Origin of the sequence: Bradyrhizobium sp. 186 (assembly GCF_023101685.1) — a bacterium.
Lineage (GTDB): Bacteria > Pseudomonadota > Alphaproteobacteria > Rhizobiales > Xanthobacteraceae > Bradyrhizobium.
On record NZ_CP082164.1, the window covers coordinates 6,842,357 to 6,855,304 of the forward strand.

Below are 12,948 nucleotides of genomic sequence, written 5' to 3' on the forward strand. Positions count from 1 at the left end.
GCTGGGGAGAGGGTGCATCCACGGCGAGGCAATCCCAGAGCGGAGAGAGCCCTCACCCGGCGCTACGCCATAGCCGAGGCTTCGCCTCGGCATCCCCTGAAACGGCCGCCGAAGGCGGCCTACACCTCTCCCGCAAGCGGGAGAGGTGAGCAACCAGCACCTTCGTTTAACTGTGAAACTTCAACCCGTCGACGATCTTGTCGATCACCTTGCGCTCGGCTCGCATGGCGATGCCGACGAGATTGAGGTCGGCGCGCGCAACCGCCCTCACCGCCACGCGATTGGCGGCATCGTGCGTGGTCTTGAACATGTCCTCGGTGTAGACCGCCGCCGTCACATTGCGCGACAAGGCGCGGTCGAGCGCGCGCGACAGCGCCGGACCGTCGGCACCGTAGATCAGGATCGGCTGGCCGATCAGCGCGTGATATTTCGTGCCCGAGGCGTCTTCATAGGGCTCGCCGATGCAGTCCGGAAAGGCCCCGGCAATGCCGCTGGTGAGAAAGGACGCGACGTTGAGCTTCTGCCAGGCCTGAAGATCGGAGCGGATCACGACGGTGATCTTGGTGTCGAACTGCATGCAATTCCCCAACTGTCATTCCGGGATCGATGCTACGCAACAACCCCGGAATGACGGCAAGGAGAATCAGCCCTTCGCGTCGCAAGCCCAGGCCCGGATCACGCATTCCTTGCCGCCGAATTTGTAGCATTCGCGCGTGGCGGCGTTGAGCGTGGCCGAGATCTTCGGCTTCACGGCATAGCCATAAGCGCCGCAGGGATTGGAAAGATCGACCGACATCGCAGCGCAGGCGCGCTTCATGGTCACGGTCGTGCACTCGCCCTTGCACTGCTTCTGCGCCGCGCTGCGCGCTTCGTGCTCGGCGCCATAATCATAGGCCTGGCCATAGGCGCCGCACTTGCCGACCGCGAAGGCACCTGCGGCATGCGCATCCGTGATGTGGCGGGCGCCGGCAACACAGACGGACAGCGCAAAGAAAAACATCGCGCAACGACGCGCGACGACGTTCGAAGCCATGGAAATCCCCTCCCCCCAAGGCAGTGGAAGGGAACTCTAAGCAGCGGTCGTTTCCAGATGGTGAACGGGCGGTTGAAATCGGACGATTGAGAAGCGCCATAGGTAGGCCAAGGCGCGAAGCGCTGTGCCCGCCATCATCCACACCGCAATCTAGAAATTCGTGGGCACGCTTCGCTTTGCCCACCCTCCGGTGCTATCCCCGCCGCGCCGCTTCCAGCGCCTGCGGCGTGTCGATGTCGAGGAAGGCGCTTTCGCCGTCGACGGGCACTTCGGCCACCGCCTCCGTATGCTTGGCGATCAGGTGGCGCGCGCCGACATCGCCGTCGAGCGTCATCAACTCCTTGAAGAAGCGGCGCGACCACAGCACGGGATTGCCGCGGCGGCCTTCGCTGACCGGCACGACGATGAGATTGCCGCGGTCCGGGGCGAAACCATCGATGAGACGGTCGATCAGGCCGGCGTCGATCAGCGGCATGTCACCCAGGCAGACCACGGCACCGTCGCAGCCTTCCGGCACGGCCGCGATGCCGGCCTTGACCGAGCTCGCGATGCCGCCAGCGAAATCCGGATTACGGACGAACTTGACGTTGAGACCCTTCAGTGCCTGCTCGACCAGCTCGGTCTGATGGCCGGTGACGACGATCACCTCGGAGGCCTTGGAGGCCAACGCCTGCTCGGTCGCGATCCGCACCAGCTTCTTGCCGTCGAGCTCGGCCAAAAGCTTGTTCGGCCCGCCCATCCGGGTCGAGCGTCCCGCTGCGAGCACGATGGCTGCGATCTGGCTGTTGCCCTCAATCTCCGGCTTGGCGCGTGGCTGCGGTCGTGTGACGATCTCCATCAGCAACCCGCCGACGCCCATGCCCATCAGCTCGGAACGCGTCACCTCGATGCCGGCCAGGAGGCGCATCAGCACCCAGTCAAACCCGTTCTCGACCGGCGAGCGCGCGCAGCCCGGCGCGCCCAGCACCGGCACGCCGCCGGCCCGCGCAATCAGAAGCAGATTGCCGGGATCGACCGGCATGCCGAAATGCTCGATCTCGCCGCCGATTCCCGTGACGGCCGCCGGGATCACGTCGCGGCGGTCGGCGATCGCGGAGGCGCCGAACACGATCACGAGCTCGGCGCCGAGCCCCAGCAGCTCCTTGATCGCGGCCGACAGCGCTTGCTCCTCATGCTGGACCCGCCGCTCGGCGATGATGCCGGAGCCGGCCGGCGCGAGCCGCTCGGCGGTGACCCGCAACGTCTTGTCGACCACCTTGGACGACAGGCCCGGCAGCAGCGTCGAGACCACGCCGACGCGCTTGATTACGTAAGGCGCGATCTTCAGCACGTCGCGGCCCGCGGCCTTCACCGCGGCATCGCGCAAGTTTCCTTCAACGCCGAACGGGATGATCTTGACGGTGCCGACCATCTCGCCCTCGACCACCGGCTTGTAGGCAGAGAGCGTCGCAAAGGTGATGGCCTCGTCGATATTGTTGATGCGGTCGACCGCGGCGCGATCGATCACCAGCACACCCGGGCGCGCGGCAAACAGATTGGCGCGGCCGGTGAAGGCGCGCTCGACATGGATGCCCTCGCCGCCGACGGCAAGTGCGATGCTGGCAGCCGCCACGTCCTCGGAGACGTCGCTGTCCTCCATGCGCACCACGACGATGTCCTGGATGCCGGCACGCGTCAGCGCGTCGACCTCAGCGGGGCCGATCGTCGTACCTTTCTTCAGCACCAGCGGTCCCTGGCGCAGGGTGTGGACGGTCACCCCGCCGATCGCATCCCTGGGGCTCGCCGGGCCGAACTTCATGCCGCTTCTTCTTTTTCTTTGGGAGGCATGCGAAGCACCGCGGTGATCTCCGCCATGATCGATACCGCGATTTCGGACGGCGAGACCGCGCCGATCGCGAGACCAATGGGCGCGTGGATGCGCGCGATGTCGCTTCCCTTGGCGCCTTGCGCCCGGAGCCGGTCGCCGCGCTTGGCATGCGTCTTCCGCGAGCCGAGCGCGCCGATATAGAAGCAATCGCGCTCGAAGGCGTGCAGCAACGCGGGGTCGTCGATCTTGGGATCATGCGTCACCGCGACGAAGGCCGTGTAGCGGTCGACATTGAGCGGCGGCAGCGCCGTGTCGGGCCATTCGGCGACCAGCGGAATGTCGGGGAAGCGCTCGGGGCTCGCAAACGCCGTGCGCGGATCGACGACGGTGACGTCGTAGCCGAGCGAGCGCGCCAGCGGCGCGAGCGCCTGGCTGATATGGACCGCGCCGACGATGACAAGCTTTGCAGTCGGCGCGTAGACGTTGAGAAACAACTTCTTGCCGCCGGCCTCGACATTGGCGCTCTTGCCCATGCGGAGCTGCTTCTCAAGCTCCGCACCGAGCGGATCCCCGGTAAAATCCCTGGCCTTCACCAGCCGCTGCTCACCGCTCTCGGTATCGGTGACCAAAATGACCGGACGCCGCGCGGCGCGCTCGGCATTGAGTTCGTGCAAAATCTCGAGCTTCACGGCTAACCGACCTTCTCGACGAAGACGCGGATGGTGCCGCCGCAGGACAGTCCGACATTCCAGGCGGTCTCGTCGGCCACCCCGAATTCCAGCATCCTCGGCTTGCCGCTCTGGATCACGTCCATGGCCTCGGTGACCACGGCGCCCTCGACGCAGCCGCCGGAGACCGATCCCAGGAATGTGCCGTCATCGTTGATCACAAGGCTGGAGCCCGCGGGCCGCGGCGCCGAGCCCCAGGTCTCCACCACGGTCGCCAGCGCAACGCCATGGCCGGCCTGCTGCCAGTCCTCTGCCGCCTTCAGAATGTCCTCGTCGCGATCGAGCATGGGGTCGCCTCTCAAGCTGCGGAGCGGATCAGGCTGCGGTGATGCGGCGGCAGCGGCCGGGAAAGCGTGCTGATCAGCTCGTGGATCGAACTCAAATTATGCACGGGGCGGAATTCGTCAACGTGCGGGAGCATCATTTTGATGCCCTGCGCCTTGGCCTCGAAGCCGCCGAACCTCAGCAGCGGGTTCAGCCAGATCAGCCGCCGGCAGGAGCGGTGCAGCCGGTCCATCTCGAAGGCAAGCTTGGAATCAGCCTCCCGCTCCAGCCCGTCGGAGATCAGGAGCACGATGGCGCCCTGGCTCAGCACGCGCCGAGCCCATAATTTGTTGAAGTTGTGCAGCGAGGCCGAGATCCGCGTGCCGCCGGCCCAGTCCTCGACCGCCGCCGAGCAGGTTGCCAATGCCTCGTCGGGATCGCGCTGGCGGAGCGCGCGGGTGACGTTGGTCAGCCGCGTGCCGAACAGGAACACGGAGACGCGCTTGCGCGCATCGCCGATGGCATGGAGGAAATGCAGGAACAGGCGGGTGTACTCGCTCATCGAGCCCGAGATATCGAGCAGCGCCACGATCGGCGCCGGCTTCTCGATCCGCCCGAGGCGATGGATGTCGATGATATCGCCGCCGGTGTGGAGCGAGGCGCGCAGCGTGCGTCGCAGGTCGAGACGCAGGCCGCGCGGATCGGGCCGGTGCCGGCGCGTCAAAAGCTCGGCCTGCGGCAGCCGCATCCTTTCGATGGCATGCAGCGCCTCGGTGATCTCCGCGGCGCTCATCTGCGCGAAGTCTTTCTTCTGAAGGATCTCCTTGTCGGACACCGACAGGCGCAAATCCTGCTCCTGATGCTGCTGCGTCTCCGTCATCCGCGGCTGCGACAGCGCCTCCTGCACGCGGCGCGAGGCCGCCGGCGGCTTCTTCTTGGCGCCATCCGGCAGCGGCACCGAGTCGAGCATGTGCTTCCATTCTTCCGACGCACGGAAGAACAGGTTGAAGGCCTGGCGGAAGATCAGCGCATGCTCATGGCGCTTGACGAAGATCGCCTCCAGCGTGGTGAACACATCGGCGCGGCTGCCGATGTCGATCACCTGGAGCGCGTTCACGCCATCGATGACGGCACCCGGTCCCACCGGAAGGCCGGCGGCACGCAGCGCGCGGGCAAAGCCGACGATATTGTCGGCGAACTGCTCGGTCAGCTCAGGCGCAAGGTGGTTGATGGCCATCGTTCAGCACCCTCACTCGTCATTCCGGGGCGCCGCGCAAGCGGCGAGCCCGGAATCTATTTATCCGCAGTCCTCGCGGGCCGATGGATTCCGGGCTCGCGCTAACGCGCGCCCCGGAATGACCAGCTCAATTGCGGCACGAGATTCCGGGTTCGCGCTACGCGCGCCCCGGAATGACAGCTAATCGCTCGTCGCGTCCTTCAGCACCTTCTGCAGGGTGTCGCCCTGCATCCGCGTGATGTCATCCTGGTACTTGAGCAGCGCGCCCAGCGTGTCGCCGACCACTTGCGGGGTCAGCGAGCGGGCATCGAGCTCGGACAAAGCGGTCGCCCAGTCGATGGTCTCGGCGACGCCCGGCGACTTGTAGAAATCCTGGTTGCGCAGCGCCTGCACGAAGCGCACCACTTGCTGCGACAGCTTCGCAGAGATGCCGGGCACGCGCGTCTTGACGATGGCGAGCTCGCGGTCGGCGGCGGGATAGTCGACCCAGTGATAGAGACAGCGCCGCTTCAGCGCGTCGTGGATCTCGCGGGTGCGGTTGGAGGTGATGATGACGATCGGCGGGTGCGGCGCCTTCACGGTGCCGAATTCGGGGATCGTCACCTGGAAGTCGCTGAGGATTTCGAGGAGGTATGCCTCGAACGCCTCGTCGGCACGGTCGAGCTCGTCGATCAGCAGCACCGGCGGGCCCGCGACATCAGGCTCCAGCGCCTGGAGCAGCGGCCGCTTGATCATATAGCGGTCGGCGAAGATGTCGGACGACAATTGATCGCGATCGGTGTCGCCGGCGGCTTCGGCCATCCTGATCGCGATCATCTGCGCGGCGCTATTCCACTCGTAGACCGCGGAGGAGACGTCGAGGCCCTCATAGCATTGCAGGCGGATCAGCTTCCGTCCCAGCGCCGCCGACAGCACCTTTGCGATCTCGGTCTTGCCGACGCCAGCCTCGCCTTCGAGAAACAGCGGCCGGCCCATGCGCAGCGAGAGATACGTCACCGTCGCGAGCGCCCGCTCCGCGAGGTAACCGCGCGACGTCAAAAGTTCGAGCATCGCATCGACCGATGCCGGCAGGGCCGCTGAAGTCATGAAAGGCCAGTCTCGCTTATGCCCTCACCGGGGCAAGTATTGGGCCGGATTGATCCGGCCCGCTCATTCCTTGGCGTTGGCAGCGTCGACGGCACGCCGCGTCAGCACCCCGATGAGGTGCGCGCGGTATTCGGCACTGCCGTGGATGTCGCTGTTGAGGCCTTCCGCCGGCACCTCGATGCCGTCCAGAGCCTTCGCGGAGAAGCGCTTCTTCAGAGCCTCCTCGAACGCGGTGACTCGGAACACGCCTTCAGAACCGGCACCGGTGACGGTAACGCGGACGTCCGACGGACGCCGCGCCACGAACACGCCCACCAACGCATAGCGCGAGGCCTGGTTGCGGAATTTGATGTAGGCCGCCTTCTTCGCCAGCGGGAACATCACTTTTGTGATGATCTCGTCGGCTTCCAGCGCGGTCGAGAACAGGCCCTGGAAATACTCTTCGGCCTTGAGGCGGCGCTTGTTGGTGACAATCGTCGCACCGAGCGCGAGCACAGCCGCCGGATAATCCGCGGTCGGGTCGTTGTTGGCGAGCGAGCCGCCGATGGTGCCCTTGTGACGCACGGCGGGATCGCCGATCTGGCTGGCAAGATTGGCAAGCGCCGGGATCGCCTCACCGACGATGGCAGAGCTCGCGACCTCGGCATGCCTGGCGGTGGCGCCGATCACGAGTGAACGGCCCTTCATCTCGATCGTGTCGAGCCCCTCGATGTGGGAGAGGTCGACCAGATGCGGCGGGCTTGCGAGCCGCTGCTTCATGACGGGAATGAGCGTATGGCCGCCGGCGATCAACTTGGCGTCTTCGTTCTTCACCAGGAGATTGGCCGCCTGCCGCACGGTCCCGGGGCGATGATACTTGAATTCGTACATGAGGGTGTCCTGATCGCGGGATGCGCGCGCGTGTCGGGTTAGGCGAGATCGGATTTCGCCATCGCCTTCGCGCCGGCGGCGATTGAGGCGACGATGTTCTGGTAGCCGGTGCAGCGACAGAGATTGCCTTCCAGTTCCTCGCGGATGGTGTGGTCGTCGAGCTCGTGGCCCTTGCGGTGCACGATGTCGATCGCGGTCATGATCATGCCCGGCGTGCAGAAGCCGCACTGGAGGCCGTGGTGCTCGCGGAAAGCCTCCTGCATCGGATGCAGCGGCGCGCCGTCGGCCGCCAGCCCCTCGATGGTCTTGACCTCGTGACCGTCGGCCATCACCGCGAGCGTGGTGCAGGATTTCACGGCCTTGCCGTCGAGAAGCACGACACAGGCGCCGCACTGCGAGGTGTCGCAGCCGACATGGGTGCCCGTCAGCCGCAGATTCTCGCGCAGGAACTGCACCAGCAGGGTGCGCGGGTCGACGTTACCGGTAACAGGATTGCCGTTCACGATGAGGGAGATTTTTGCCATAAGCACTCTCTATCAGCGCCCCGACGGGTCCCGTCGAAGCGGTTCTTATAATTATTCCAACCCATCATATGGGCCAATATGGCCGGGGGCAACATCGCCCGGCACGCAAGGCGCCATGATAAAACGCGCAATGCTAAAGGTGTTGGGCCTTTAGCCCTGTACCGCCTTGGCGAAGTTCGCGAAAAATTCATCGGCCAGTTTCTTGGCGGCACCGTTGATCAGGCGCTGGCCGAGCTGCGCCAACTTGCCGCCGATCTGCGCCTCGACGTCGTAGGCGAGCAGCGTGCCACCGTCCTTCTCGGCGAGCTTCACGACCGCGCCGCCCTTGGCGAAGCCGGCCACCCCACCCTCGCCCTCGCCGGAGATCTTGTAGCCGTTCGGCGGGTCGAGATCGCTGAGCGTGACCTTGCCCTTGAAGCGCGCCGACACCGGGCCGACCTTCATTTTCGCCACCGCGCGAAACCCGCCGTCGTCGGTCTTCTCCAGCTCCTCGCAGCCGGGAATGCAGGCTTTCAGCACCTCGGGATTGTTGAGCTTCTCCCAAACGGCCTCGCGCGGCGCCGCAAGCTGGACTTCGCCGTTCATAGTCATGGCCATGGGTGCCTCCCGGGGATCGCGCAAATGTAACGCTGCTCAAGTAACGCACGGGCGCCGCAAAGGAAAGGGCAACACCCGGTCACGTGCAATGCATATTCGCAACTGCAAAAAGCTTGCGCGAGCGGTTTGGGATTGGCACAGCCGGGCCATGGTGGTTAGGTCCGGCACAATATGAGCACATCCCTCTCCCCCCTGCTCGCGCCGATGCTGTCGAGTGCGGCCATGCGCGCGGTCTGCGACGACCGGTCTACCCTGCAGAACATGCTCGATTTCGAGGCAGGCCTGGCACGGGCCGAGGCCGCGACCGGCGTGATTCCCGCCGCCGCCGTAGGCCCGATCGAAGCCGCCTGCAAGGCTGATACCTTTGACATGGCCGCCCTCGCCGAAGCCGCGACCAGGTCGGGCAATCTGGCGATCCCTCTGGTCAAGATGCTGACCGCCAATGTCGCCAAGGCAGATGCGGATGCTGCGCGCTACGTGCATTGGGGCGCGACCAGCCAGGACGTCATCGACACCGCCACCATGCTCACGCTGCGCGCCGGGATAGATGCGCTGGACGCCGACCTCAGCCGCGCTATCAAGGGTTTTGCCGCGCTGGCGCGGACGCATCGCAACACCGCGATGGTGGCGCGGACCTGGCTTCAGCACGCGCTGCCGATGCCGTTCGGCCTGAAGGCCGCCGAATACGCCGCGAGCCTCGCCCGCGCGCGCTGCCGTTTGCGCCGGGTGCGCCGCGAAGGCCTCGCGCTGCAATTCGGCGGCGCCGCCGGCACGCTCGCAGCGCTCGGCGACAACGGGCTTGCCGTTGCCGAACGGCTGGCACAGGAGCTGAATCTTCCGCTGCCCGAGGCGCCCTGGCACACCCACCGCGACCGGATCGCTGAGGCCGCATCGTGCTTCGCGATTCTCGCCGGAAGCTGCGGCAAGATCGCGCGCGACGTCTCGCTGATGATGCAGACCGATGTCGCCGAAGCCTTTGAGCCCGCCGGCGAAGGCCGCGGCGGATCCTCGACCATGCCGCACAAGCGCAACCCGGTCGCCGCCGCAAGCGCGCTCGGTGCCGCGATCATGGCCCCGCAGCTCGCCGCGACGATTTTTGCAGCGCAGGTGCAGGACCACGAGCGCAGCGCCGGTCCGTGGCATGCGGAGTGGCCGACGCTGCCGCAACTGATGCTGGTGACTTCGGGCGCGCTCGCCGCCATCGTCGACATTGCCGAGGGCCTCGACGTCGATGCCGCGCGTATGCGCAGCAATCTCGAGGCGACGCACGGCCTGATCATGGCGGAAGCGGTGTCGATGGCGCTGGCGGTGAAAGTCGGCAAGAGCGACGCGCACCATCTCATTGAAGCTGCAAGCAAGCGTGCAGTCGCCGAGAAGAAGCATCTGCGCGAGGTGCTCACAGCCGATTCGCAGGTCACCGCGCATCTCGCGCCGGAAAAAATTGCAGCACTGTTCGAGCCGATGGCCTATCAAGGCGCTTCGCAGGCCCTGATCGACCGCCTGCTCGACAGCCTCGAGCGCGAATAAAGCAGCCCTGAGCGCAAATAAAACGGAGACGCCGCATGCCCATGATCGATGCCGACGGTTGCCTGATCAACGTCTCCGTCGAGGGCCGCGACGGCGGGCCGACCTTGATGCTCTCCAACTCGCTCGGCTGCACGCTTCAGATGTGGGAGCCGCAGATGAAGGCGCTGACGCAGGTGTTCCGCGTCATCCGCTACGACCGCCGCGGCCACGGCAAGTCGAACGTGCCGCCCGGCCCCTATTCGATGGAGCGTTTCGGCCGCGACGTGCTCGCGATCCTCGACGATCTCAACATCGAGAAGGTGCATTGGTGCGGCCTGTCGATGGGCGGCATGGTCGGGCAATGGCTTGGCGCCAATGCGCCGGAGCGGTTCGGCAAGCTCATCCTCGCCAATACCTCATGCTATTATGCCGAGCCGACCAAATGGCTGGAACGCATTCAGGCGGTGAAGGAAGGCGGCATCGCCGCGGTGGCCGATGCCGTGATCGGCGGCTGGCTGACGGCCGATTTTCGCGAGCGCGAGCCGCAGATCACCGCCAAGATGAAATCGATGCTGCTGGCCTCGCCCGTCGAAGGCTATCTCGCCTGTTGCGAAGCGCTGTCGACGCTCGACCAGCGCGAGCTGCTGCCGAAGATCAAGAGCCCGACGCTGGTGATCGCCGGTCGCCACGACATGGCGACGCCGATCTCGGCGGGCGAATTGATCCGCTCGAACATTCCCGGCGCGAGCATGACCATCATCGACGCCGCCCATATTTCGAACGTCGAGCAGCCGCACGCCTTCACCGACGCGGTGGTCGGCTTCCTGACGCAACGCTGATCTCAAAGCTCGTCATTGCGAGAGGAGGATAGAATGGACGACCAGAAGCGCCGCGATGCCGGCATGAATGTGCGGCGAAAAGTGCTGGGCAATGCCTGGGTCGACAAGTCGATCGCCAATCGCAACGCCTTCAACACCGACTTCCAGGACATGATCACGCGCTACGCGTGGGGCGAGATCTGGACCCGGCCGCATTTCGACGAGCGCACCCGGCGGGTGCTGGTGATCGGCACCATGGTCGCGCTTGGCCAATGGGACGAATTCCGCCTCCACGTACGCGCGGCGCTCGCGGAAGGTGGCTTCACCCCCGATGACATCAGGGAGATCCTGCTCCAGCAGGCGATTTATTGCGGCGTGCCGGCGGCGAACCACGCCGTCAAGGAAGCCTCAGCGATTGTGCAGGAGCTCGGCCTGCTCAAGGGCTAGCGGCGCGGTGACCTCGGCGGTCTTCTGCGCCGCCTCCGGCCGTTCGATCACGATCACGATCGCAGCGCCGAGCAGCAGCAGGAGTTCGGTGGCATGCAGCCGCAGCGCAGCCATCTCGCCGACCTTCGAAGCCATCAGCATGCTCGCAAACGAGATCAGGCTGCCGATCGCAAGCGCGATGCCGAGCGCCTCGTCGCTGCCGCCGCTCTTGCGGACACGGGGAAAGCAGAGAAGCGCGAGATGGATCGCGAAGAACGCCACGACCGTCAGCCGTCCCAGCGCAAGCAGCCAGGCCGCGCGCACCGTGCTCATCCCCGCCATCTGGAGATGGTCGCTGAGGAACAGCGCCACTGCCACCGTGGGCCGCTCGTAGAGGCCGTGTACCGGCGCCACCATGATGTTGAAGGCGACGAGGGTCCAGGCCGGGATGAAATAGGCCGCCAGCAACGCGCCATTGACCGAGCCGATCCGCCAGTTCCTAAACATGCCGCTTCCCGCTTCGTTTGCCACGCCTCCGACGGAAGGCAGCGGCTTTGCGGGGAGCTAACTCGCATCAGACTGTGGCGGCAATTTAAACCCTTTGTTTACCTTAACCGCCCTGTTGGGCGACGCGGCCAGAGAAAAAGGCCCCGCCTCGCGGCGGGGCCTTCCTTCACTCTGCGCTCTCAAATCTACTTGTTGTCCTGACCGTGCTGACCGCCCTGCTGCTGACCAGGCTTGTCACCCTGGCGCTGCGGATCTTGCTGCTGCTGTCCGGGTTTCTGGCCGCCGCCCTGCTGCTGACCGGGGCGCTGGCCGGGGTTCTGAGTCTGCTGGCCCGGATTCTGGTCTTGCTGCTTCGACATTTGGGAAATCTCCCTTGTTTGTTGGACGTCAGAGGCGGACAACGGCCGACATCCCGCTTTGGTTGCCTGCGGAACCCGGTTCCTTGCAGATCGGGGAACCGGAACACGAAATGACCTCTGTACAAGCCTTTATGCCCAGGCAGGGCCAGTTGCGGCCGCCAGTTCCCTCCTGTTACAAAACCAGGAGAACGCTCAAGGGCTGCCGGGGCCCAAGAACTCTCTGAAAGAGCTCCCTTTGAGCCGCGTCAGATTTGGGTACGGCAGCCTATGGATTATTTCGCCCAGCAGCTCATTAACGGCCTCGTGCTCGGCTCGATCTACGGCCTGATCGCGATCGGCTACACGATGGTCTACGGCATCGTCGGCATGATCAATTTCGCCCATGGCGACGTCTTCATGATCGGCGGCTTCATCGCCCTCATCACCTTTCTGATCCTGGTCTCGCTCGGCCTGACCGCGATCCCGGTGATCCTGCTCCTGGTGCTGCTGGTCTCGATGGCGATCACCGCGCTCTATGGCTGGACCATCGAGCGCATCGCCTACCGGCCGCTGCGCCACTCCTTCCGCCTCGCCCCCATGCTGTCGGCGATCGGCATGTCGTTCGTGCTGACCAACTACTCGCAGGTGGCGCAAGGCGCGCGCGTCAAGCCGATCCCGCCCTTCATCACCGGCGGCTATACGCTGCATGAGAGCCAGGACGGCTTCGTGATCCAGCTCTCCAACATCCAGATCATGGTGGTCGTCACCACCATCGTGCTGCTGGCGATCTTCACCTGGCTGGTCTCGCGCACCCGGCTCGGGCGCGACATGCGCGCCTGCGAGCAAGACCAGACCATGGCGGCACTGCTCGGCGTCAACGTCGACCGCACCATCTCCATGACTTTCGTGATCGGTGCCGCACTCGCGGCCGTCGCAGGCCTGATGTATCTGCTCTATTACGGCCTGGTCGACTTCTTCATGGGCTTCGTCGCCGGCATCAAGGCCTTCACCGCGGCCGTGCTCGGCGGCATCGGCTCGCTGCCGGGCGCCATGCTCGGCGGTCTCGCGATCGGCCTGATCGAGACGTTCTGGTCGGCCTATTTCTCTGTCGAGTACAAGGACGTCGCGGCGTTCTCGATCCTGATCGTCGTGCTGATCTTCATGCCGACCGGCCTGCTCGGCCGTCCCGAAGTCGAAAAAGTCTGAC

At 65.3% G+C, this 12,948-nt stretch carries 16 protein-coding genes; 4 read left to right on the plus strand and 12 right to left on the minus strand.

The features are described 5' to 3' along the window. Positions 1 to 166 precede the first annotated feature (166 nt). From IVB18_RS33095 to IVB18_RS33140, 10 genes are all read right to left on the minus strand, one after another. Positions 167 to 577: a DUF2000 family protein gene (locus IVB18_RS33095; RefSeq protein ID WP_247984514.1), complete on the minus strand. Its 411-nt coding sequence runs from the start codon at positions 575 to 577 to the stop codon at positions 167 to 169. 66 nt (positions 578 to 643) lie between these two features. Next, entirely contained in the window at positions 644 to 1,033 is a 390-nt protein-coding gene (locus tag IVB18_RS33100) for a DUF4189 domain-containing protein (RefSeq protein WP_247984515.1), read from the minus strand. A gap of 193 nt (positions 1,034 to 1,226) precedes the next feature. Beyond that, positions 1,227 to 2,831, minus strand: a complete 1,605-nt coding sequence (locus tag IVB18_RS33105; protein ID WP_247984516.1) for a molybdopterin-binding/glycosyltransferase family 2 protein — start codon at positions 2,829 to 2,831, stop codon at positions 1,227 to 1,229. After that, positions 2,828 to 3,529, minus strand: a complete 702-nt coding sequence (locus IVB18_RS33110; RefSeq protein ID WP_247984517.1) for an XdhC family protein — start codon at positions 3,527 to 3,529, stop codon at positions 2,828 to 2,830. The genes IVB18_RS33105 and IVB18_RS33110 overlap by 4 nt, the downstream gene beginning before the upstream one ends. Before the next feature lie 2 nt (positions 3,530 to 3,531). Next, the gene (locus IVB18_RS33115; protein WP_247984518.1) at positions 3,532 to 3,855 is read right to left on the minus strand and encodes an XdhC family protein; all 324 of its coding nucleotides are present in this window, start codon (positions 3,853 to 3,855) and stop codon (positions 3,532 to 3,534) included. Positions 3,856 to 3,866: 11 nt separating this feature from the next. Further along, entirely contained in the window at positions 3,867 to 5,069 is a 1,203-nt protein-coding gene (locus IVB18_RS33120) for a VWA domain-containing protein (RefSeq protein WP_247984519.1), read from the minus strand. Between the two features lie 180 nt (positions 5,070 to 5,249). Next, positions 5,250 to 6,155 carry a MoxR family ATPase gene (locus tag IVB18_RS33125; protein WP_247984520.1) on the minus strand — a complete coding sequence of 302 codons (906 nt, stop codon included), beginning with the start codon at positions 6,153 to 6,155 and terminating at the stop codon, positions 5,250 to 5,252. Positions 6,156 to 6,218: 63 nt separating this feature from the next. Further along, positions 6,219 to 7,025, minus strand: coding sequence for a xanthine dehydrogenase family protein subunit M (locus IVB18_RS33130; RefSeq protein ID WP_247984521.1), 807 nt, complete (start codon positions 7,023 to 7,025; stop codon positions 6,219 to 6,221). Positions 7,026 to 7,063: 38 nt separating this feature from the next. Then, positions 7,064 to 7,549, minus strand: a complete 486-nt coding sequence (locus IVB18_RS33135; protein WP_247984522.1) for a (2Fe-2S)-binding protein — start codon at positions 7,547 to 7,549, stop codon at positions 7,064 to 7,066. A 150-nt stretch (positions 7,550 to 7,699) separates the two neighbouring features. Beyond that, positions 7,700 to 8,146, minus strand: a complete 447-nt coding sequence (locus IVB18_RS33140; RefSeq protein WP_247984523.1) for a carbon monoxide dehydrogenase subunit G — start codon at positions 8,144 to 8,146, stop codon at positions 7,700 to 7,702. Positions 8,147 to 8,317: 171 nt separating this feature from the next. Between IVB18_RS33140 and IVB18_RS33145 the strand changes: the two genes are divergently transcribed. Genes IVB18_RS33145 through IVB18_RS33155 form a run of 3 tightly spaced genes read left to right on the plus strand, consistent with a single transcriptional unit; the run spans position 8,318 to position 10,917 of the window. Further along, the gene (locus IVB18_RS33145) at positions 8,318 to 9,673 is read left to right on the plus strand and encodes a 3-carboxy-cis,cis-muconate cycloisomerase (RefSeq protein ID WP_247984524.1); all 1,356 of its coding nucleotides are present in this window, start codon (positions 8,318 to 8,320) and stop codon (positions 9,671 to 9,673) included. Positions 9,674 to 9,708: 35 nt separating this feature from the next. Beyond that, entirely contained in the window at positions 9,709 to 10,491 is a 783-nt protein-coding gene (gene pcaD, locus IVB18_RS33150) for a 3-oxoadipate enol-lactonase (protein WP_247984525.1), read from the plus strand. Between the two features lie 33 nt (positions 10,492 to 10,524). Beyond that, positions 10,525 to 10,917 carry a carboxymuconolactone decarboxylase family protein gene (locus tag IVB18_RS33155; protein WP_247984526.1) on the plus strand — a complete coding sequence of 131 codons (393 nt, stop codon included), beginning with the start codon at positions 10,525 to 10,527 and terminating at the stop codon, positions 10,915 to 10,917. On the opposite strand, the gene IVB18_RS33160 is transcribed toward IVB18_RS33155, so the two are convergent. Both IVB18_RS33160 and IVB18_RS33165 read right to left on the minus strand, forming a co-directional pair. Beyond that, positions 10,879 to 11,403: a hypothetical protein gene (locus IVB18_RS33160; protein WP_247984527.1), complete on the minus strand. Its 525-nt coding sequence runs from the start codon at positions 11,401 to 11,403 to the stop codon at positions 10,879 to 10,881. The two genes, IVB18_RS33155 and IVB18_RS33160, sit on opposite strands and share 39 nt — an antisense overlap. 185 nt (positions 11,404 to 11,588) lie before the next feature. Continuing rightward, complete coding sequence (locus tag IVB18_RS33165) at positions 11,589 to 11,762, minus strand: hypothetical protein (protein ID WP_247984528.1); 174 nt, start codon at positions 11,760 to 11,762, stop codon at positions 11,589 to 11,591. 267 nt (positions 11,763 to 12,029) lie between these two features. On the opposite strand from IVB18_RS33165, the gene IVB18_RS33170 reads away from it, so the two are divergent. After that, positions 12,030 to 12,947 (plus strand): branched-chain amino acid ABC transporter permease LivH, encoded by a 918-nt coding sequence (locus IVB18_RS33170; RefSeq protein WP_247984529.1) that lies wholly within the window; start codon positions 12,030 to 12,032, stop codon positions 12,945 to 12,947. Position 12,948 lies beyond the last annotated feature (1 nt).

Coding starts and splice junctions, on each gene's coding strand:
- IVB18_RS33145 (WP_247984524.1), top strand. CDS start 8,318: ATGAGCACATCCCTCTCCCCCCTGCTCGCGCCGATGCTGTCGAGTGCG.
- IVB18_RS33125 (WP_247984520.1), bottom strand. CDS start 6,155: ATGACTTCAGCGGCCCTGCCGGCATCGGTCGATGCGATGCTCGAACTT.
- IVB18_RS33170 (WP_247984529.1), top strand. CDS start 12,030: ATGGATTATTTCGCCCAGCAGCTCATTAACGGCCTCGTGCTCGGCTCG.
- IVB18_RS33160 (WP_247984527.1), bottom strand. CDS start 11,403: ATGTTTAGGAACTGGCGGATCGGCTCGGTCAATGGCGCGTTGCTGGCG.
- IVB18_RS33165 (WP_247984528.1), bottom strand. CDS start 11,762: ATGTCGAAGCAGCAAGACCAGAATCCGGGCCAGCAGACTCAGAACCCC.
- IVB18_RS33140 (WP_247984523.1), bottom strand. CDS start 8,146: ATGGCCATGACTATGAACGGCGAAGTCCAGCTTGCGGCGCCGCGCGAG.
- IVB18_RS33095 (WP_247984514.1), bottom strand. CDS start 577: ATGCAGTTCGACACCAAGATCACCGTCGTGATCCGCTCCGATCTTCAG.
- IVB18_RS33155 (WP_247984526.1), top strand. CDS start 10,525: ATGGACGACCAGAAGCGCCGCGATGCCGGCATGAATGTGCGGCGAAAA.
- IVB18_RS33105 (WP_247984516.1), bottom strand. CDS start 2,831: ATGAAGTTCGGCCCGGCGAGCCCCAGGGATGCGATCGGCGGGGTGACC.
- IVB18_RS33115 (WP_247984518.1), bottom strand. CDS start 3,855: ATGCTCGATCGCGACGAGGACATTCTGAAGGCGGCAGAGGACTGGCAG.
- IVB18_RS33120 (WP_247984519.1), bottom strand. CDS start 5,069: ATGGCCATCAACCACCTTGCGCCTGAGCTGACCGAGCAGTTCGCCGAC.
- IVB18_RS33130 (WP_247984521.1), bottom strand. CDS start 7,025: ATGTACGAATTCAAGTATCATCGCCCCGGGACCGTGCGGCAGGCGGCC.
- IVB18_RS33135 (WP_247984522.1), bottom strand. CDS start 7,549: ATGGCAAAAATCTCCCTCATCGTGAACGGCAATCCTGTTACCGGTAAC.
- IVB18_RS33100 (WP_247984515.1), bottom strand. CDS start 1,033: ATGGCTTCGAACGTCGTCGCGCGTCGTTGCGCGATGTTTTTCTTTGCG.
- pcaD (WP_247984525.1), top strand. CDS start 9,709: ATGCCCATGATCGATGCCGACGGTTGCCTGATCAACGTCTCCGTCGAG.